18 protein-coding genes are annotated in these 19777 nt (G+C 67.4%); 8 read left to right on the forward strand and 10 right to left on the reverse strand.

Features of this window, described 5'->3' with window-relative positions; genetic code table 11:
- Nucleotides 1-128: 128 nt before the first annotated feature.
- Genes RSE14_RS10685 through RSE14_RS10695 form a run of 3 tightly spaced genes read right to left on the reverse strand, consistent with a single transcriptional unit; the run spans nucleotide 129 to nucleotide 2721 of the window.
- Nucleotides 129-1124, reverse strand: coding sequence for an LLM class flavin-dependent oxidoreductase (locus RSE14_RS10685; RefSeq protein WP_324073513.1), 996 nt, complete (start codon nucleotides 1122-1124; stop codon nucleotides 129-131).
- On the reverse strand, nucleotides 1121-1981 hold the full coding sequence (locus tag RSE14_RS10690; protein ID WP_324073515.1) for a tetratricopeptide repeat protein: 861 nt from the start codon (nucleotides 1979-1981) through the stop codon (nucleotides 1121-1123). The genes RSE14_RS10685 and RSE14_RS10690 overlap by 4 nt, the downstream gene beginning before the upstream one ends.
- 5 nt (nucleotides 1982-1986) lie before the next feature.
- A complete protein-coding gene (locus tag RSE14_RS10695; RefSeq protein WP_324073516.1) occupies nucleotides 1987-2721 on the reverse strand; it encodes an alpha/beta fold hydrolase in 735 nt (244 codons plus the stop codon).
- Nucleotides 2722-2801: 80 nt separating this feature from the next.
- On the opposite strand from RSE14_RS10695, the gene RSE14_RS10700 reads away from it, so the two are divergent.
- The gene (locus RSE14_RS10700; protein ID WP_324073518.1) at nucleotides 2802-4478 is read left to right on the forward strand and encodes an alkaline phosphatase D family protein; all 1677 of its coding nucleotides are present in this window, start codon (nucleotides 2802-2804) and stop codon (nucleotides 4476-4478) included.
- Here RSE14_RS10700 and RSE14_RS10705 read toward each other — a convergent pair.
- Genes RSE14_RS10705 through RSE14_RS10715 form a run of 3 tightly spaced genes read right to left on the reverse strand, consistent with a single transcriptional unit; the run spans nucleotide 4475 to nucleotide 5420 of the window.
- Nucleotides 4475-4666, reverse strand: a complete 192-nt coding sequence (locus RSE14_RS10705) for a helix-turn-helix transcriptional regulator (protein ID WP_141457606.1) — start codon at nucleotides 4664-4666, stop codon at nucleotides 4475-4477. The genes RSE14_RS10700 and RSE14_RS10705 overlap by 4 nt on opposite strands.
- On the reverse strand, nucleotides 4663-5253 hold the full coding sequence (locus RSE14_RS10710) for a hypothetical protein (protein WP_324073520.1): 591 nt from the start codon (nucleotides 5251-5253) through the stop codon (nucleotides 4663-4665). The genes RSE14_RS10705 and RSE14_RS10710 overlap by 4 nt, the downstream gene beginning before the upstream one ends.
- A gap of 2 nt (nucleotides 5254-5255) precedes the next feature.
- Entirely contained in the window at nucleotides 5256-5420 is a 165-nt protein-coding gene (locus tag RSE14_RS10715) for a hypothetical protein (protein ID WP_324073522.1), read from the reverse strand.
- A 323-nt stretch (nucleotides 5421-5743) separates the two neighbouring features.
- Between RSE14_RS10715 and thrS the strand changes: the two genes are divergently transcribed.
- On the forward strand, nucleotides 5744-7738 hold the full coding sequence (thrS, locus tag RSE14_RS10720; protein WP_324073524.1) for a threonine--tRNA ligase: 1995 nt from the start codon (nucleotides 5744-5746) through the stop codon (nucleotides 7736-7738).
- Nucleotides 7739-7844: 106 nt separating this feature from the next.
- Here thrS and RSE14_RS10725 read toward each other — a convergent pair whose 3' ends face one another.
- Genes RSE14_RS10725 through RSE14_RS10735 form a run of 3 tightly spaced genes read right to left on the reverse strand, consistent with a single transcriptional unit; the run spans nucleotide 7845 to nucleotide 10712 of the window.
- On the reverse strand, nucleotides 7845-7979 hold the full coding sequence (locus tag RSE14_RS10725) for a hypothetical protein (RefSeq protein WP_324073525.1): 135 nt from the start codon (nucleotides 7977-7979) through the stop codon (nucleotides 7845-7847).
- 35 nt (nucleotides 7980-8014) lie between these two features.
- A complete protein-coding gene (locus tag RSE14_RS10730) occupies nucleotides 8015-8995 on the reverse strand; it encodes an agmatine deiminase family protein (protein ID WP_324073527.1) in 981 nt (326 codons plus the stop codon).
- Between the two features lie 7 nt (nucleotides 8996-9002).
- The gene (locus tag RSE14_RS10735) at nucleotides 9003-10712 is read right to left on the reverse strand and encodes a M28 family metallopeptidase (protein ID WP_324073529.1); all 1710 of its coding nucleotides are present in this window, start codon (nucleotides 10710-10712) and stop codon (nucleotides 9003-9005) included.
- A gap of 153 nt (nucleotides 10713-10865) precedes the next feature.
- On the opposite strand from RSE14_RS10735, the gene glnE reads away from it, so the two are divergent.
- The 6 genes from glnE (at nucleotide 10866) to RSE14_RS10765 (ending at nucleotide 18858) form a co-directional block, all read left to right on the forward strand.
- Nucleotides 10866-13622: a bifunctional [glutamate--ammonia ligase]-adenylyl-L-tyrosine phosphorylase/[glutamate--ammonia-ligase] adenylyltransferase gene (glnE, locus tag RSE14_RS10740; RefSeq protein WP_324073532.1), complete on the forward strand. Its 2757-nt coding sequence runs from the start codon at nucleotides 10866-10868 to the stop codon at nucleotides 13620-13622.
- Nucleotides 13619-14092 (forward strand): peroxiredoxin, encoded by a 474-nt coding sequence (locus tag RSE14_RS10745; protein ID WP_324073533.1) that lies wholly within the window; start codon nucleotides 13619-13621, stop codon nucleotides 14090-14092. Before glnE ends, RSE14_RS10745 begins: the two co-directional genes overlap by 4 nt.
- An 11-nt stretch (nucleotides 14093-14103) precedes the next feature.
- The gene (locus RSE14_RS10750; protein WP_324073535.1) at nucleotides 14104-14895 is read left to right on the forward strand and encodes a ferritin-like domain-containing protein; all 792 of its coding nucleotides are present in this window, start codon (nucleotides 14104-14106) and stop codon (nucleotides 14893-14895) included.
- Nucleotides 14896-15023: 128 nt separating this feature from the next.
- Nucleotides 15024-15755, forward strand: a complete 732-nt coding sequence (locus RSE14_RS10755) for a M23 family metallopeptidase (RefSeq protein ID WP_324076903.1) — start codon at nucleotides 15024-15026, stop codon at nucleotides 15753-15755.
- A 266-nt stretch (nucleotides 15756-16021) separates the two neighbouring features.
- The gene (locus RSE14_RS10760; RefSeq protein ID WP_416379345.1) at nucleotides 16022-17563 is read left to right on the forward strand and encodes an acyl-CoA synthetase; all 1542 of its coding nucleotides are present in this window, start codon (nucleotides 16022-16024) and stop codon (nucleotides 17561-17563) included.
- Nucleotides 17560-18858: a cytochrome P450 gene (locus RSE14_RS10765; RefSeq protein WP_324073537.1), complete on the forward strand. Its 1299-nt coding sequence runs from the start codon at nucleotides 17560-17562 to the stop codon at nucleotides 18856-18858. Before RSE14_RS10760 ends, RSE14_RS10765 begins: the two co-directional genes overlap by 4 nt.
- Here the strand turns inward: RSE14_RS10765 and RSE14_RS10770 are convergent.
- Nucleotides 18855-19736, reverse strand: coding sequence for a UTP--glucose-1-phosphate uridylyltransferase (locus tag RSE14_RS10770; protein WP_324073539.1), 882 nt, complete (start codon nucleotides 19734-19736; stop codon nucleotides 18855-18857). The two genes, RSE14_RS10765 and RSE14_RS10770, sit on opposite strands and share 4 nt — an antisense overlap.
- Between the last annotated feature and the right edge of the window lie 41 nt (nucleotides 19737-19777).

Raw genomic sequence — 19777 nt, forward strand, 5'->3', positions numbered from 1 at the left:
TCGGCTCCTGCCCATCCTGCGTCCGGCCTGCGCTTCATGCGCAACATTATTGTGCCGGTTTGTTGTTATCGTGTTTCGCCGCGATACGCCTTTACCCGCGCTGTGCCAAGCGTGTTGATGACGTAGGGTTAAGTGACGAGCGCCTTTTCGCAGGCCTCCATCGTCATTTCGAGGCTGCGGATGCGCGCCTCGGGATCATAGGTCGCGCCTGACAGCATGATCTCGTCCGCGCCGGTGCGCTGCACGAAGGCGGCGATCCCTTCGCGCACCTGTGCCGGCGTGCCGACGGCGGCGGCCTGGCCGACATGGGCGAGCATCGCCTGCGCAGGGGCAGGCAGCGTGTCGGTGTAATCGGCAATCGGCGGCGGCAGCTTGCCGGGGTTGCCGCTGCGAAGGCGCACAAAGCTTTGCTGCTGGCTGGAGGCGAGCAGCCGCGCCTCGGCCTCGGTTGCGGCGGCAAAGACGTTCATCGCGACCATCACATGCGGCTTTTCCAAAGCCTCGGACGGCTGGAAATCGCGGCGGTAGAGCGTCAGCGCGGCATCGAGGTGATCGGGCGCGAAATGTGCGGCGAAGGCATAGGGCAGGCCCAGCTTCGCGGCCAGTTGCGCGCCGAACAGGCTCGATCCCAGCATCCACAGTTCCACCTTGGCGCCCATGCCGGGGGTGGCGGTGATCGGCAGATCGAAATCGCCCGTGAGGAGCGCGCGCAGTTCGACCACGTCTTGCGGGAAATATTCGGCCGCCTGATGGAGGTTCTTGCGCAAGGCCCGCTGCAATTCCGGCCCTGCCCCCGGTGCGCGGCCGAGACCGAGATCGACCCGTCCGGGGAACAGCGCATCCAGCGTGCCGAACTGCTCGGCAATCTGGAACGGGGTGTGGTTGGGCAGCATGATCCCGCCCGATCCGATGCGGATCGTGCTGGTGGCGTTGCCGATATGGGCGAGCACCACGCTGGTCGCCCCGCCCGCGATCCCGTCCATCGCGTGATGCTCTGCCACCCAGAAGCGCTTGCACCCCGCCCGCTCTGCCGCACGGGCAAGATCGGCGGTGGCAGCGAAGGCCTCGCTCAGGGTCCCGCCTTCGCGGACGGGGACGAGATCGAGCACGGAGAAGGTCGTCATGCGGGCGGTTCCTGCGGGTTGGCGGGCGCGCTCTCGGGCGGGCCAAGCTGGACGAGATAGTCGCGCGCCTGGCTGGCGGCGGGGCTGTCTGCCGAAAGGTCGATCACTGATTGCCAGCTTTGCCGCGCGGCATCGTCGCGCCCTGCGAGCACGGCGATGACGCCGGCTTCAAGCCCGATATCGGGGCTTGCGGGCGCGAGCTTTGCGGCGGCTTCGATCGCGATCTGCGCCGCATCCAGCCGGTTCATCCGGCGCAGCAACGTGGCCTTGAGCAGCCAGCCCTCGCTGCTTTCCGGGGCGAACCCGGTCGCCTCGTCGAGCGCCACCAGCGCCTCGTCCTGCCGGTCCAGCGCCACCAGTGCGCGCGCGCGGTCGATCGCGGCAATCGCCTGCAAGGGCGCGGCAGCCGCGCTGCGGGCTTCGGCGCCCGCCTGCTCCAGCAGCGCCAGCGCCCCCTCGCTATCCCCGCCTGCAAGCGCGGCATTGCCGGCCATCATGGTGAAGCGCGCACGGGCGCGGATCTCGTCTTCGGGCGTCTCGTCATGTGCGGCCATGAAGGCGGCGCGGGCATCGTCCCACAGGCCAAGCTCGCTTGATGCTGTGCCAAGGCAGTGGTTGGCGAGCACCCGCTCGGTCCCGGTGGTCTGGGTGCGGCGGATCTGCGCCATGGTGTGGGCGCGGGCAGCATCGGTGCCGATTTCATCGAGGCAGGATTGCAGCCACGCGCTGGTGGGATCGACAATCTCCTGCTCGGTGCCGGGACGCGGGGGCCGGTCACGCACCAGATCATCGCCGCGCATCGCGCCGCCCATGGGATCGGGGCCAACCTGAAGCAGCAGGGCGAGGAGCAGGGACACGATTTCTATCCGTAAAATCCGGCCACGATGGCCTTGAGGGTGGCAATATCGCTTGTCCGCGAGAGGCGGTGGTCGCCGTCCTCTACCAGCGTAACCTGTACGTCGTCCGAACGTAAGGCCGCCTTTAATTGCAGGCTGATCTCCCACGGCACATCGGCGTCCTGCTTGCCGTGGATCAGGTGCACCGGGCAGGAGATGTCGATCCCCCGCTCCAGCCGCAGGTGACATTCGGCATCGGCAAAGAACCCGGGGTGGGTCGGGGTCGGCTCGGGGCCGTAGGGGTTGGGCTCGTAAAGCACCTCGCCCGCCGCGAGCGTCGCGCGCTGTTCAGGGGTATAGCCCCAGCGGGTGAAATCGGGCGCAGGCGCAATGCCGATCATCCCGGCGAGGCGGTGCTTCAGATGCTCGGCCACCAGCAGCATCAGCCACCCGCCCATCGAGGAGCCTGCCAGCAGCACCGGCCCGCTGACATAGGAGGCGACGAGCGCCAGCACCTCGTCCCGCCATTTCGACAGGGTGCCGTCGGCGAAATCGCCCGCGCTCTGCCCGCAGCCGGAGTAATCGAGCAGCAGGCAGGCGCGGCCCTGCGCCTCAGCCTCGGCGAACAGCGCGGTCGCCTTGCCGCCCGCCATGTCGGACATGTAGCCGGGCAGGAAGACGAGGGTCGGCCCGTCTCCCGGCGTGAACCGGAAGGCGATCCGGCGGCCATCATAGAGCGTGTGGTGCATCACGTCGGTCATGGCGCACACCATGCCTTGCGCATGTGCACGGGCGCAAGCATTGTCATGCCAGCGCAACGGGAGAGGGTTACGCCGCCGCCATGTTCAAGACCGACACTGCCGCCGTCCAGCCGGCCGCTTCACCCACCGCGCTCACCCGCCGCGGCCTGTTCACCCTTGCCGGCGCATCGGCTGCCGTGGCCGCTGCGCCGCTCGCCGCGCAAGGCTTCGGCAAGGGCTTCACCCATAATGTCGCGAGCGGCGAGCCGGGCACCGACAAGGTGATGCTGTGGACCCGCTATGTCTCCGACGCCCCCGCCTATCTCGCGTGGGAGATGAGCGAGACCGAGGATTTCGCCCGTCTTGTCGCCGAGGGCGCTACCGGCAAGGCGGCCGGACCGGATAGCGATTTCTGCGTCAAGACCTGGGCCGACGGGCTCATGCCGGGGCGCTGGTATTTCTACCGCTTCATCGCGCCCGACGGCACCAAATCCCCCGTGGGCCGCACCCGCACCCTGCCCGAAGCAGGCGCCGCAGCGAGCTTCCGCATGGCGGTGTTCTCCTGCTCGAACTACGGGTTCGGCTGGTTCAACGCCTATGGCCACGCGGCGCTCGCCAATGACTGCGATCTCGCGGTGCATCTGGGCGACTACATCTACGAATATGGCGCGGGCACCTATCCCAACACCGGACAGGGGCTAGCCGAGCGGGTGCTCGAACCCGCCACCGAAATCGTCGCGCTGACCGATTATCGCCTGCGCTATGCCACCTACCGCGCCGATCCCGATTGCCAGCGCCTGCATCAGGTGCTGCCGATGATCGCGGTGTGGGACGATCACGAGAGCGCCAACGACAGCTATGCGGGCGGCGCGCAGAACCACCAGCCGGACACCGAGGGCGACTGGGCATCGCGCAAGGCCGCCGCCAAGCGCGCCTATCGCGAATGGATGCCGGTCTCGGACGAGCCCTATGCCGCCTATCAGGTCGGCGACCTCGCCACCCTGTTCCGGCTCGATACCCGGCTCGAAGGGCGCGACCAGCAGTTCAGCCTCGAAAAGCTGTTGGCTGGGCAGAAGGACCCGCAGGCCGCGCAGGCGGTGCTGGAGGCCTTCCGCAAGGGCGACTGGGCCAATCCCGAACGCCAGCTTTTGGGGGAGCGCCAGGAAGCATGGTTGGCCGAGGGGCTCGCCGCCTCCACCGCCAGCGGCACGCCGTGGCAGGTGCTGGTGCAGCAGGTGCTGATCGGCAATCTCAAGAGCCCGCAGTCGCTGATGGACCAGCTTGGCAGCGCCCTGCCCGATTTCGTCAGCCAGCGCCTGAAAGCGGCCAGCATGGCGAGCAAGGCCGGACTGCCGCTCAACATGGATGCATGGGACGGCTATCCCGCCGCGCGCGAGCGGGTGTTCAAGGCCGCGCTCAAGGCCGATGCCAACCTCCTCGTGCTGGCGGGCGACACGCATAACGGCTGGGCCTTCGAACTGGCGCAGGACGGGGCGAAGGTGGGCGTGGAGCTGGGCGTGTGCTCGGTCAGCTCGCCGGGGTTCGAGAATTACCTCAGCTTCGTGAAGCCCGACACGCTGGCCGCCGCGCTGGTGGCCGAGAACCCGCAGCTCCAATGGGCCGACACGTCGCAGCGCGGCTATATGGTGGTGGAACTGACCAAGGCCCGCGCCACCACCGAATATCGCTTCACCGGCAGCCCCAAGCAGCGCTCGACCCGGCTGGCGGGCACCAAGCGGATCGTCAGCGAGCAGGGCGGCGGCAAGCTGGCGGTCTAGTCGCGGCTGAAGATCGCCTCGATCGGCAGGCCGAACACCTCGGCAATGCTGAAGGCGAGCGGGAGCGAGGGGTCGTAGCGGCCGGTCTCGATGGCGTTGACGCTCTGGCGGGAGACGCCGAGCCGGTCGGCGAGGTCCTGCTGGCTCCAGCTGCGTTCGGCGCGCAGCACCTTGAGGCGGTTGTTCATTCGCCGCGCACTTTCATCCAGAGCTGGGCGAGGCCAAGGCCCACCGCCCAGACCGGCAGCACCCACCACGCCCAGATGTGCGGGACGAGCTCGAACATCTCCAGAAAGCCCCAGAAGATGCCGATGGCGAGCACCCCGCCAAGGCTCATGATCGCCGCGCGCACCATGCGGTAGCGCAGGTATTCGTCCTGCTCCTCGACGAGGTAGCGGCCCATCGCCCAGATCATCGCGAAGGTCGGCAAGGTCGGCAGCAGGGCGATGGCGAAGACCACCGGGCCGGACAGCTCGTAATTGTTCCACAATGCGATGGCGATGCCGAGGCCGAGGACATAGCCGAAAGACGCGGCGAGGATGCGGCGGTTGTAGCGCACCATCACCGGGCTGGCGCAATTCTGCCGCTCGCCCGCGCGCACCAGCGGGATCAGCAGGCCCATCGCGCCGACGAACAGGATCATGGCGACTGTGCTCGTAATCGCGTCGGTCAGCTTGAGCGCGACGATGATGGCAGACGAAGCGAAATAGTTCCCGGCCCAGAACCACGGGCTGCGGCCGGCGGAGGTGTGGGCCGGGGTTTCGGTATCCTCCACGCTCAGCACTCCCGCACGGCGCAATTGCCGCGGCGGCTGATCACGAAGGGCACCACCATCAGCGGCACCATCTGCGCGACGGTTGCAGGGACGATGTCGAAAATCGCCAGCAAGGCCGTGGCGATCGCAAAGGTCGCGATCAGCAGGGCATAGACTTTGGACGACATGGAAAGCTCCGTTTGCATAATGGCAAGTTTGCTTTACATCTGAGTCGTGGCCCATGTCAAGGACGCTTTCCATCAACTTGGAGATGACTTTTAACCCTTGGCGGCCTATAGCCCCCCGCCATGGCCAAGCTGCTGACCACGACTGCCACCACCACCACCACCCGGACTATCCGGGGGCGGGGTGCTGCGGCTTAGGCTCAGGCACCGCCGCCCGGATCGGGGCGGCGCGGTGTCCTTCCCGAACCGGTAACCTGCTCAACACCGCTCTTCCGGTGCGATGCCCTTTGTCCTAAGGCCCGCTCCAAACGAGACGGATGTAAACGATGACCGAACTGCTCAAGATCAGCCTGCCCGATGGATCGGTGCGCGAAGTGCCGCAGGGCTCGACCCCGGCGGATATCGCCGCAGCAATCGGCCCCGGCCTTGCCAAGGCGGCGCTCGCGGCGCGGGTCAACGGCGAGCTGCGCGACCTTGGCCGGCCCTTCGATGGCGATGCCGAGCTGGCGCTGGTGACGAGCCGCGACGAGGCCGATGCGCTCGAACTCGCCCGTCACGATTACGCTCACGTCCTTGCCGAAGCGGTGCAGGCGCTGTTCCCCGGCACGCAGATCACCTTCGGCCCTGCGACCGATGACGGCTTTTATTATGACGTGAAGGCCCCGGCGACCCGCGAGCCCTTCGGCATGGATGATCTGCCCGCGATCGAGGAAAAGATGCGCGAGATCATCCGCGCCGACAAGCCGCTCACCCGCGAGGTGTGGAGCCGCGAGGCGCTGATCGCCAAGTGGGCCGCCGAGGGCGAGACCTTCAAGGCCGAATGGGCCAAGGAACTGCCCGAGGGCGAGGAACTGACGGTCTACTGGAGCGGCAAGGACTGGCTCGACATGTGCCGCGGGCCGCACCTGCCCTCGACCGGCAAGCTCGATCCCGACGCCTTCAAGCTGATGCGCGTCGCGGGCGCTTATTGGCGCGGCGACCAGAACAATGCGCAGCTCACCCGGATCTACGGCACCGGCTGGCTCAACAAGAAGCAGCTTTCCGCTCACCTCACGCGCCTTGAGGAAGCCGCCAAGCGCGACCACCGCAAGCTGGGCCGCGAGATGGACCTGTTCCACTTGCAGGAAGAGGCGCACGGCTCGGTGTTCTGGCACCCCAAGGGCTACCGCATCTGGCGCGAGCTCGAGAGCTATATGCGCCGCAAGATGGACGGCGGCGGCTACCGCGAGATCAAGACCCCGCAGCTGATGGACGTGCGCCAGTGGACCCAGTCGGGCCACTGGGGAAAATATGCGCAGAACATGTTCGCCGTGCCCGATATCGTCCCCGATGTGGACGAGGAGAGCGGCGTCGCCTCCCCCAAGGTCGCCGATGATGCGGCGTGGATGGCGATCAAGCCGATGAACTGCCCGGCCCACGTGATGGTGTTCAAGCAGGGCATCACCTCCTACCGCGATCTGCCGATCCGGCTGGGCGAGATGGGCTGCTGCCACCGCAACGAACCCCATGGCGCGCTCCACGGCCTGATGCGCGTGCGCCAGTTCACGCAGGACGACGCGCATATCTTCTGCACCGAAGGCCAGGTGGTGGGCGAAGTGCAGGCCTTCATCGCGCTGGCGGATTCGGTCTATCGAGACTTCGGCTTCACCTATGACATCAAGCTCGCCCTGCGCCCGGAAAAGCGCTTCGGCAGCGAGGCCGATTGGGACAAGGCCGAGCAGGAATTGCGCGACGCGCTGACCGCGAACGGGCTGGAGTGGGAAGAACTCCCGGGCGAGGGCGCTTTCTATGCGCCCAAGCTCGAATGGCACCTCACCGATGCGATCGGGCGCACGTGGCAGGTCGGCACGATCCAGTCGGACCGGGTTTTGCCCGAGCGTCTCGATGCGAACTACATCGGTGAGGATGGCGAAAAGCACCGCCCGGTGATGCTCCACCGCGCGATCTTCGGCTCCTACGAGCGGTTCATCGGCATCCTGATCGAGCATTTCGCCGGCAAGCTTCCCGCATGGCTCGCGCCGGTGCAGGCGGTGGTGGCGACCATCGTGTCCGACGCTGACCCCTATGCCGAGGATGTCGCGGCCCAGCTGCGCGCCGCCGGTATCCGCGTCGAGACCGACACCCGCAACGAGAAGATCAACTACAAGGTGCGCGAGCACTCGCTCGCCAAGGTCCCGCACCTGCTGGTGGTCGGCAAGCGCGAGGCCGAGGAAGGCACCGTCGCCGTGCGCACTTTGGGCGCGGAGCACCAGAAGGTGATACCGCTGGCGGAGGCAATCGCAATGCTGAAGGGCGAGGGCACCCCGCCGGATCTGGCCTAAAAAGCCTCAGCCGTTCGTGTCGAGCGCAGTCGAGACACCATAGCGCGGCATTGCGACTGCGCTCGATGCGAACGGAAGTTTGGCGTTGATGCGCCGCTGATCGGATTCAGAACGGCAGCGGGTGCTGCGCGAGGATCAGCGCGGCAGCACAGCCGAGCACCACCAGCTGGCGCAGCACTTCGGTCGCATCGAAGCGGTTGGCGGCGGCGGCGGCGAGCGGGAGGGCGATGGCGCGGTTCATGAGCCGCACCATCCTCCCAAGACCCTAACGAAGCGTTAAGCGGCCGGCATCTGCTGGCTGGCGCAGTGGAAGCCGCCGCCGCCCGCCAGCACTGCCTCGCCCGGCAGGCCGATGGTCTCGCGGTCAGGGAACAGCGCGGCAATCGCGGCGACCCCTTCTGCATCATGCGGGCTGCCGAAGGTCGGCACCACCACGAGGTGCGAGGTGATCGCGAAGTTCACATAGCTGGCCGGTTCGATCACCCCGTCGCGGGTCAAGAGGCCGGGCGAAGGGATGCGCACCACCTCCACGCCTGCCGCCTCGGCCCGCGCGGCGGCATCGGCATAGATCGCCGCGTTGGGATCATCCGTACCGGTCGCCTGCGGCACCACCAGCCGGTTCGGCCCGACAAACCGCGCGAGGTTGTCGACATGCCCGTCGGTGTGATCGTTGATCAGGCCATCGCCCAGCCACAGCACGCGGGTGAAACCGAGCTGCGCGGCGAGTTCCGCCTCGATGGCGGCGCGGCTCATGTGCGGGTTGCGGTTGAGATTGAGCAGGCATTGCTCGGTCGTGGCGACAAGGCCCGTGCCGTCACCATCCACCGCCCCGCCTTCGAGGATCATCGCGGCCTGGGTGACAGGCAGCCCCGCATCGCGCGCGATTTCCGCGCCAATCTCCTGATCGCCCGGCATCAGATATTTCCCGCCCCAGCCGTTGAAGCCGAAGCGCCGTGCAGTGCGGGTGCCATCGGCGGCGCGGACCACCAGCGGGCCGGTGTCGCGCAGCCAGACATCGCCATAGACGCGCCGCTCCAGCGTGACCTTGCTGCTGACCAGCTGGCGCGCGCGGGTCTCGTTGGCCTCGTCCCGCACCAAAAGGCGCACCTCTTGCCCGCTCTCCGCCACGGCGCTGGCAAAGGCCGCCATCTGCACCTGCGCCGGATCAAGCCAGCCCGGCCACTCCTCGGCAAGGTGCGGAAAGCCGATCCAGATCCAGTCCTGCGGCGCCCATTCGGGGGGCATGATCATCGTCATGACGCGGTCAGCAGCCCTTTTCGCTCGCCTTGCAGCTGGCATCGCGGATGGCGCGGAATTCGTCGCCGTCATTCCAGTTCGGCCAGCTGGTGCTGATCGCCATCATCCTGCCCAGGCGATAGTAGAGCTGGAGATCGGCCATCACGCCCGACCAGTCCCAGCTCTCGTTGAACTCGTCCTTGGGTCCGTGATAGCGCTTGTCGGTGTAGTCCGCGGCGACCGCCTCGCCCGCCTCGCGACCGCCTTCGAGCAGATCCTGCCCGCCATCGACATAGAGCATCGGCACGCCGAGCTTGGCGAAGGCGAAGTGGTCCGAGCGGTAGTAATAGCCGTTCTCGGGCTTGGGATCGGGTGTGACCTTGCGGCCGTCCGCCCGCAGGGCGATTTCGAGGAACTGGTCGAGCGCCGACTTGCCGAAGCCCACCGCAGTCACGTCCCGCGCCCGGCCGGCCATCTGGAGCGCATCCATGTTCACCCCGCCCACGGTCTGGGCGAGCGGGAAGACCGGGTTGGAGGCATAGTAGGTGGCGCCGAGCAGGCCCGATTCCTCTGCCGTCACGGCCAGGAACACGAGCGTGCGACGCGGCGCGCCCGCCTTGACGTGGGCCTCGGCCAGCGCGACCAGCGCGGCGGTGCCGGTGGCATTGTCGACCGCGCCGTTGCAGATGTCGTCGCCGTCCGGCGCTGGCGTGCAGCGCCCGAGGTGATCCCAGTGCGCGGTGTGGAGCACGTATTCATCCGGCGCCTCGGTGCCCGGCAGGATGCCGATCACGTTGTGCGAGGTGAAGCTGCGGAAGGTGCTTTCAAAGCTGGTCGAGGCGCTCATGCCGAGCGGCACGGCCTTGAAGCCCTTCTTTTGCGCCGCCTTGGTCAGGGCGTCGAGATCCTGCCCGGCCGCCTTGAGCAGGCTGCGCGCTGCGCCTTCCGTCACCCAGCCGTTCATCTGCGTGAGCGGCGGGGCATTTGGCCCACGCTGGGCATAGGCCTGCGGGCCGGTCCACGAGCTTTCGACCACGTTCCAGCCATAGGCGGCAGGCTGAGTCTGGTGGATAATCAGCGCGCCCGCCGCGCCCTGCCGGGCGGCCTCTTCGTACTTGTAGGTCCAGCGGCCGTAATAGGTCATCGCCTTGCCGTTGAAGGTGCCTTCAAGCTCTTCGTTCTGCCAGTCGGGGTCATTGACGAGGATCACCACCGTCTTGCCCTTCACGTCGAGCCCGGCGTAGTCGTTCCAGCCCTTTTCCGGCGCGTTGATGCCGTAGCCGACGAACACCAGCTCGCTGTCCTTGAGGCTGGTCTTCGCCTCCTCGCGATAGGTCACGCCGACCCAGTCCTTGCCGAAAGCGAGGCTCTGCGTGCCGGCCTTTCCGGCGATGGTGAGGGGCATGTAATTCTTGCCGGTGATCTCGACCAGCGGGACTTCCTGCACCCAGCTGTCCCCATTGCCGGGCTTCAGGCCGACGGCCTTGAAGCGTTCGGTGAGTAGCGCGATGGTCTTTTCCTCGCCCGCGCTGCCGGGCATGCGGCCTTCGAATTCGTCGCTGGCGAGCAGGCGGGTGACGTCCTTCATGATGGCTTCGGAAATGTCGCCGGGATGGACGTCGGGAATGTCGAGCTTGGGACCGCTACTGCCGGAGCCGAAGCCCGGAATCGCGTCGCATGCCGTCAGCGTCAGCGCCCCTGCCAGCACCGCACCCAAAATGGTCAACCGTTTCGTCATCGCGATCATCCTCGTGTCCCGGGCTGCGACCCCTTGTGCGCGCCTCAATTGCAGAGCGGCGCACGGCGCGCAAGCGCGCCCGCACGCGGCGGGGCGAGAGGGCCGCCAGACACCCCTTGCCCGCGAGCACAAGCAGGGCCAGAGAAGCGGGCGATGGGAGAGAACCGCAAGCCTGACTGGGACAGCGCGCTGGCGCGGGCCCGGGCCCACGCGCCGTTTCTGGCGCGCGCGCTCGATCGCCAGCCGGAACTCGCCGCGCTGCTGGCGGCGGGCGAGGGCGAGGCGGCGCTCGCCTGGGCGCGCTCGCAAGGCTTGCATCCCGATACCGAAGTGGCGCTGCGGCGCGAGCGGCTGGCGCTGGCTGCGGCGCTGGCGGTGGGCGACCTCGCCGGCGCCTTCCCGCTCGCCCGGGTGGTGGGCGAACTGAGCGGTTTTGCCGACCGCGCCCTCGACCGCGCGATCCGCACCGCGATTGCCGAACGCACCGGCGAGGAGCGCGCCGACGGCTTCATCGCACTGGCACTGGGCAAGCAGGGCGCGGGCGAGCTCAACTACTCCTCCGATATTGATCCGATCCTGCTCTATGATCGCGAACGCTTGCCGCGCCGGGCAAGCGATGATCCGGGCGAGGCGGCGCAGCGCTATGCCCGCCGGGTGGTGGCGCTGCTTTCGGGCAACAGCGATGAAGGCTACGCGCTGCGCGTCGATCTCAGGCTGCGCCCGCAGAGCGAGATCAGCCCGCTCGCCGTGCCGGTGGGCGCAGCGCTGGCGCATTATCAGGGACAGGCGCTGGCGTGGGAGCGCGCCGCCTTCACCCGCGCCCGGGCGGCTGCGGGGGATGTGGCGGCGGGCGAGGACTTCCTCGCCGCGATCCGGCCCTTTGTGTGGCGCAGCCAGCTCGATTTCGGCGCGATCGAGGAGATCAGCGCGCTCACCCAGCGCATCCGTGACAGCCATTCCGGCCCGCCCATCCCCGGCCCCCATTTCGATGTGAAGCGCGGGCGCGGCGGCATCCGCGAGATCGAATTCTACGCCCAGACCCACCAGCTGATCCACGGCGGGCGCGACCTGTCGCTGCGGGTGCGCGGCACGCGCCATGCGCTCGATGCGCTGGCCAGCGCGGGGTGGATCGCGCCCGAACATTCGCAAATGCTGGGCGAGGGCTATGACCGCCTGCGCGCCATCGAGCACCGCTTGCAGATGGTGAACGACCGCCAGACCCACAGCCTGCCAGAGGGCGACGCGCTGGACAATGTCGCGCGGCTCGACGGGCTGGCGGACGCGGCGGCGCTGGTGGAGGAGCTCACCGCGCTGACGGGCCGCACGGGGCGCATCTATGACGAGTTGATCTGCACCCGCACCTCAGCTCCCGCCCCTATGCCCGAAGCGAGCGATCTGGCGCAGGAGCTTGCCGCGCTCGGCTTCGAGGAGCCCGAGACCCTTGCCGAACGCATCGAATCCTGGCGCGACGGGCGCCATGCCGCGATCCGTTCCCCGCAGGCCGTCGCCGCTTGGGACCGGCTCGCGCCCGCGCTGATCCGCGCCATGGCCGCCAGTGATGATCCGATGCGGGCCGTCACCCGCTGGGAGCGGATCGTCGAAAGCGTGCCATCCGCGATCACCACCTTCCGCCTGCTCGATGCGCGGCCCGAACTGACCCGCAGGCTGGTCGCCGCGTTGACGCTGGCTCCGGTGCTGTCCGACGAATTGGCGCGGAAGCCCGATCTGCTCGATACGCTGGTGGACCGCGACGCGCTCGAACTGCCGGGTGACAGGGCGGCGATCATGGCGCGCATGCGCGGCGCAGCGGTGCGCGATGATTACGAGGCGCTGCTCGATGCGATCCGCGTCATCACCGGCGAAATCCGCTTTGCGCTCGGCATCCAGCTGATCGAGGGGCTGGCCGATCCGCTCGAGATTGCCCGCGCGTTGTCGCGCACCGCCGAAGCCGCGCTCACCCTTGCGGCCGAGGCGACGGTGGCGGAATTCGCGTCCAAACATGGGATGATTGCGGACAGCGAGCTGCTGATCCTCGGGCTCGGGCGGCTGGGCGGCGGTGCGCTGACCCATGCGTCAGACCTCGACATCGTCTACCTCTTCACCGGCGATTTCGCCGCGCAATCCGATGGCGCGCGGCCCCTCGGCGGGACGGTTTATTACAATCGCCTCGCCAGCCGGGTCAGCGCCGCGCTCTCCGTGCCGACGGCACAGGGGGCCCTCTACGAGGTCGACACGCGCCTGAGGCCGCAGGGCAATCAGGGGCCATTGGCGGTCAGCTGCGAGGCTTTCGGCAAGTATCAGCGCGAGGCGGCGTGGACGTGGGAGCACATGGCGCTCACCCGCGCACGGGTGCTCTACGGCTCGCCCGCGGCCCGCGCCGAGCTGGAGGCGGTGCTGGCGCAAGTGCTCCATGCTCCGCGTGACCGCGAGGCGCTGCGCGATGCGGTGCTGGGGATGCGGGCCGAGATGGCGCGGCACAAGCATCCGGGCGGGCCGATCGATGCCAAGCTGATGCGCGGCGGGCTGGTCGACCTCGAATTCCTCGTCCATTACCTGCAACTGCGGGGCGAGACGGCGGACGGCACCCCGCTTGCCGCGAGCGTTCCGCAGGCGCTCGATCCCGATCTCGGCGTGGCGCTCGCAGGGCTAGCGGCGGCGGGGCTGGTGCCGGAGGGGCTGGCCGCTCCCCATGCGCTGATGAGCCGGATGCTGGTGGCCGGACGCATGCTCGCCCCCGATGGCAGCACGCCCCCGCCCTCGGGCGCAAGGGCGCTGGCGCGGGCCTGCGGGCATGAGAGTTACGAGGGCCTGCTCGCTGCCTTCGCCGATGCGCGCGCGCAGGTGGCGGCCGCATGGAAACAAATTCTCGGGCCGGACATTCTCGCAGACGAACAGGAGACCCAATCATGAGCAACTTCCCCGGCGTCGGTGACGCCATTCCCGATATCGCGATGGAAACCCCCGAGGGCGGCAGCGTGAAGCCTTCGGACTTCGCCGGTTCCAAGCTGGTGATCTTCTTCTACCCCAAGGACGACACCCCCGGCTGCACCACGGAGAACAAGGATTTCTCCGCGCTGAAGGGCGATTTCGCAGCGGCCGGCACCCAGCTGCTCGGGGTGAGCAAAGACCCGGCCAAGAAGCACGCCAAGTTCATCGCCAAGCACGGCCTCACCGCTCCGCTCGCCACCGACGCGGAAACAGGCGGGCTGTCGGACGCGCTCGGCGTGTGGGCGGAAAAGCAGATGTACGGCAAGACCTACATGGGCATGGTCCGCGCCACCTATCTCGTCGATACCTCGGGCAAGATCGCGCGCATCTGGGACAAGGTGAAGGTCGCCGGCCACGCCGAAGAGGTGCTGGCCGCCGCAAAGGCGCTCTGACGCCGCAAGCGATGCAGTCCGTCGCCTCCGCGATCCGCGCAGCGCTGCTGACGCCGGAGCCGCGCGCCAAGTGCTTTGCCACCCGCGAGGTGGCGCGCGCGTGGCGGCGCGGCGCGTTGGCTTGGCGCTTTGACGTCACCATGCCCGATGCTCCGGCATGGCCCGCCGCGCCCGAGCTGCTCCCGCCGGGGCGCATGCCCAAGCGCGGCAAGTTCGGGTCCGAGCGGGCGCGAATCGCCCTGTGGCATAGCCTCGCCCATATCGAATTCGTCGCGATCGATCTGGCGCTCGACATGGCCGGGCGATTCGGGGAAGCGATGGGGGAGGAATTCGTCGGCGACTTCCTGAGCGTTGCGGCAGACGAGGCGATGCATTTCGCGCTGCTGGCACGGAAGCTCGAGGCGCTCGGCAGCCATTACGGCGCCCTGCCCGCCCATGCCGGATTGTGGGAGGCCGCCCACGCCACCCGCGATGATGTGGCGGCACGGCTGGCGGTGGTGCCGATGGTGCTCGAGGCGCGCGGGCTCGACGTCACGCCGGCGACGCTCGAACGGGTCGAAGCTGCGGGCGATACGGGCGGCGCAAAAATTCTGAAACGCATCCTTGACGACGAAATCCGGCACGTCGCGTTTGGCACCAAGCACTTTTTGCGATGTGCCGAAATGGCGCAGGCGAATCCCGAAACGCATTGGCAGAACCTCGTAAAACGGCACTTTCGGGGTGCGATTAAGCCTCCGTTCAACGACTCAGCGCGTCTTGCAGCCGGTTTGTCGCGCGAATTTTATGCAGAGATTGCGCATTAACGACTCACCCGGATAACGATGTTTCATCAAGAGCGCGCATCAGATGCGCTCAACCACACGAGCGGCTTACCGGAAACGGCGGGCCGAAATCGGGGACCGGGTCAGTTATGAATTTCGCCGTGCGCACCATGTCTAAGCTCGCCGCCCTTGTTGGCGCGGCGCTTCTGGTTTCCGCCGGCTCGGCCCCTGCCCTTGCCAACACTGCCAATTCCGCCGCTGCCACCTCCACCACCACCGCGTCCGCCGATGTGACCGCGCCGGTTCGGGGCGAGCAGATCGATCCGCTGGCCGGCGGGGACCAGCGCTTCAAGTCGCTGTTCGCCAGCTGGACCGCGATCGAGCGCACCAGCCCCAAGGCCGGCAGCCTCGCTGAAACCGCCTATTCGGCTCCCTTTGCCCAGCCGACTGTCTCGGTGCCCTCGCGCATGCCGCTCGAAGGCGCTGCGCTGACCAGCGGCTACGGGATGCGCACCCACCCGGTACTCGGCGGCCGCCGCCAGCACACCGGCATCGATCTCGCCGCGCCGACCGGCACGCCGGTCTATGCCACCGCCGATGGCGTGGTGAGCCGCGCTGACTGGTATTCGAGCTATGGCCTCTACATCGCCGTCGAGCATGGCGCTTCGATGCAGACCCGTTACGCCCACCTCTCGCGTGTCGCCGTGACCGTAGGGGACAGCGTGAAGAAGGGCGACCTGATCGGTTACGTCGGTTCGACCGGCCGTTCGACCGGTCCGCACCTCCATTACGAAGTTCGCATTGATGGGCTTGCAGTCAATCCGATTCCGTATATGGTGGAGAGCGAAGCACAGCTCGCCTTCGCCCGTGACCGGGTTCTGAACGGTCAAGGCGGCGAGTAACGCACGAAAATTGCCCGCTGTAAGCGGGCCGGACATTGGAGAGGGTGTCCGAACATGGCGGCGGGTTATCCCGCCGCCTTTTTTCGTGGTCCGACGCCCCCCTGATTCTCCATCGCAGCCGCGTGTGACGCTGGTGTGAACACCCGCAGATTCGGTAGCATTTCCCATACTGTTTTTGCTTGCGGGCCGTCCCGCTCCCGCTAGATTTCCAGCCCGAGAGAGCTGGCGCGCCTGCCTGACGGAGCGCGCCGCATGGGAGAGAAATCATGTCGATGCACCCGATCGCGCACGCCGCGACCCGCCCGGATCACCCCGCTGTCATCATGACCGGATCGGGCAAGCAGATCACCTTTGGCGAGATGGACAAGGAGTCCAACCGCTTCGCCCATCTGCTGCGCGCGCACGGGATCGGCGCGGGCGATGCCTTCGCGGTGCTGCTGGAAAACCGGATCGAATATTTCACCGTGATCTGGGGCTCGCAGCGCGCCGGCACGATGCTGGTGCCGATCTCCTCGCGCCTCACCGCGCCCGAGGCGGCCTATATCATCCGCGATGCCCAGGCGAAGCTGCTCATCACCAGCGGCTATTTCAGCGCCATCCTCGGCGATATCCGCGCCGAGTGTCCGGGCCTTGACGTGCTGATGATGGATTCAGGGGATGCCGAGGATTTCGCCGCTGCCCTCGCCGCCCAGCCGGCCACACCGATCCCCGATCAGAGCGCCGGGATGCTGATGCTCTATTCCTCCGGCACGACCGGACGGCCCAAGGGCATCCGCCCGGCGCCGCCCGAAGATCCCGATCCCGCAGCGCCCGTGCCGCTGCTCGGCCTCGCGACAATGGGCATGGGGATGCCCGCCGATGGCAGCATGGTCTATCTCTCGCCCGCGCCGCTTTATCATGCCGCGCCGATCGGCTGGTGTTCGGTCGTGCACCGCCTTGGCGGCACGGTGGTGATGATGGAGAAGTTCGATCCCGAAGAGGCATTGAAGGCGATCGAAACCTACAAGGTCACCGACAGCCAGTGGGTGCCGACCCACTTCGTGCGCTTCCTCCGGCTCGAACCCGAGGTGCGTGAGCGATACGACCTCTCCAGCCACCAGCGCGCGATTCACGCCGCCGCGCCGTGCCCGGTGCCGATCAAGCGCGCGATGATCGAGTGGTGGGGCCCGATCGTGAACGAATACTACGCCGGCTCCGAGATGATCGGGATGACGCTGGTGAAGTCCGAGCACTGGCTTGCCAAGCCCGGCACGGTCGGCTTTCCGGCCTATGGCAAGATCCATGTCTGCGGCCCCGAGGGCGAGGAGCTGGGGCCGGACGAGGATGGCCTCATTTTCTTCGAGAACGACAACCTGCCCAGCTACCACAATGATCCGGCAAAGACCGCCGAGGCGATGCATCCCAAGGGCTGGATGACGCTGGGCGATATCGGCCACCTCGACAAGGACGGCTTCCTGTTCCTGACCGACCGCAAGAGCCACATGATCATCAGCGGGGGCGTGAACATCTACCCGCAGGAGATCGAGAACCTGCTCGTCACCCATCCCAAGGTGATGGACGCCGCCGTGATCGGCGCGCCCTGCCCCGATCTGGGCGAGAAGGTGGTGGCCGTGGTGCAGCCGCGCGACATGGCGGATGCCGGCCCCGCACTGGAGGCGGAGCTGCGTGAATTCCTCGCGCCCAGCCTGTCGAAGGTGAAGATGCCCAAGCTGTTCGACTTCCGCCCCGATCTGCCGCGCGAGGCCAATGGTAAGCTCTACAAGCGCGAGTTGCGGGACGAATATGCCGCCAAGGCCGCTGCGGCATGAGCGGTGCGGCCGTCCTGCCCGGCGATATTGCCCGCCGGGTGATCGATCCCCACGCCTATGCGCAATGGGACGGGCTGCTGGACACCTTCGACGCGATCCGCGCCACCACGCCGGTTGCGCGGGTGCAGCCCGACACGCCCGGGCTGTTCGAGCCGTTCTGGCTGGTCACCCGCTATGACGATGTGATGCGCATCTCGAAGGACAATGCCGCCTTCCTCAACAACCCGCGTCCGGTGGTGTTCAGCTTCAACCAGGCGATCGAATTCAGCCGCGCGGCGACGGGTTCGAACATGCTGGTCGATTCGCTGGTGGTGTTCGATGCGCCGATCCACCCCAAGTATCGCAAGCTGACGCAGGAATGGTTCATGCCGCGCAACCTCGCGCAGCTGGAAGGCGAGCTGCGCGCGCTGGCTGCCCGCACGGTCGACCGGATGCTGGAGCAGGCGAGCGGGGGCGAGGTCGATTTCGTGAAGGAGGTCTCCGGCCCCTATCCCTTGCGCGTGGTGATGCAAATTCTGGGCGTGCCGCCGGAGGACGAGTTCCGGATGCAGATGCTCACCCAGCAGCTGTTCGGCGGACAGGACAAGGACCTGTCCGGCTCCGGCATGGACCAGATGACGCCCGAACAGGTCGTCCAGATCGTTGCCGGAGCGGTGAAGACCTTCGAGGATTACTTCGCCGGGATCGCCGAGGATCGCCGCCGTAATCCCACCGATGATGTGGCGAGCGTGATTGCCAATGCGCTGGTGGACGGCAAGCCGCTGCCGCCGCGCGACATGGCGGGTTATTACATCATCGTCGCCACCGCCGGGCATGACACCACCTCGGCCAGCACGGCAGGGGCGATGCAGGCGCTCAGCCTTGATCCCGAGCAATTTGCCCGCGTGCGCGCCGATCGCTCGTTGCTCCCCGGTATCGTTGAAGAGGCGATCCGGTGGACCAGCCCGGTGCAGCACTTCATGCGCACCGCGGCGGAGGATTGCGAACTGGGCGGGCAGCAGATCAAGGCAGGCGACTGGCTGATGATCAACTATGTCGCGGCCAACCACGATCCCGCGCAATTCCCGGAGCCGCGCCGTTTCGATGCCGCCCGTTCGCCCAACCGGCATCTTGCCTTCGGGGCCGGGGCGCACCAGTGCCTTGGCCTGCATCTGGCGCGGCTGGAGATGAAGATCCTGTTCGAAGCGATCCTTGATCGCGTGGCGGCGGTGGAACCTGCGGGTGAGGCCCGGCGGGCCAGCAGCACCTTTGTCGGCGGGCTGAAGAGCCTGCCGCTGCGCGTGACGCCGGCCTAGTCGCCGATCAGGCGGCGGGCGATTTCGCGGACCTGATCGCCCATGTCGGGGCGGGCCAGCGCGATCGCCAGCGTCGCTTCGACAAAGCCGGTCTTGCTGCCGCAATCGTAGCGCGCGCCATCGAAGGTGACGGCGTGGAACGGCTGGGTGCCGATCATCTTGGCCATCGCATCGGTTAGCTGGATTTCGCCGCCCGCGCCCTTCTCCTGGGCTTCGAGCACGCGCATCACCTCGGGCTGGAGGATGTAGCGGCCCGAGACGATCTTGTTCGAGGGGGCGTCTTCGAGCTTGGGCTTTTCGACCAGCCCGCGCACTTCGGTGAGCGCGCCCCGACTTTCGCCCGGCGCGATCACGCCGTAGCTCGGCACCTGCTCCATCGGCACTTCGAGCACCGAGATGAGGTTGCCGCCGACTTCGTTATAGGCCTCGACCATCTGCTTCATGCAGCCGGTGCCGCCTTCTTTCGCCACCATCAGCTCGTCGGGCAGGAAGATCGCGAAAGGCTCGTCGCCGACGATGGCGCGGGCGCACCAGATCGCATGGCCGAGGCCCAATGGCACCTGCTGGCGCACCGCGATCACATCGCCCGGCGTGGCGCGGGTGCATTCGAGCACCGAGAGATCGCGCCCACGCTCTGACATGGTCTGTTCGAGTTCGAAGGCGATGTCGAAATGCTCGACAATGCCCGTCTTGCCGCGGCCCGTGACGAAGATCATCTGCTCGATCCCTGCCTCGCGCGCCTCGTCCACGGCGTATTGGATCAGCGGGCGATCCACCACCGGGAGCAATTCCTTGGGCACGACCTTGGTTGCGGGCAGGAAACGCGTGCCGAGACCGGCGACGGGAAACACGGCCTTGCGGATCGGGCGGGGTGACATCACGACATCCTTGTGAGCTTGCGCAACGTCCCGTGCCGCGC

The sequence above is a fragment of the Erythrobacter sp. genome, from assembly GCF_035194505.1.
In the GTDB taxonomy this organism is placed as follows: Bacteria; Pseudomonadota; Alphaproteobacteria; order Sphingomonadales; family Sphingomonadaceae; genus Erythrobacter.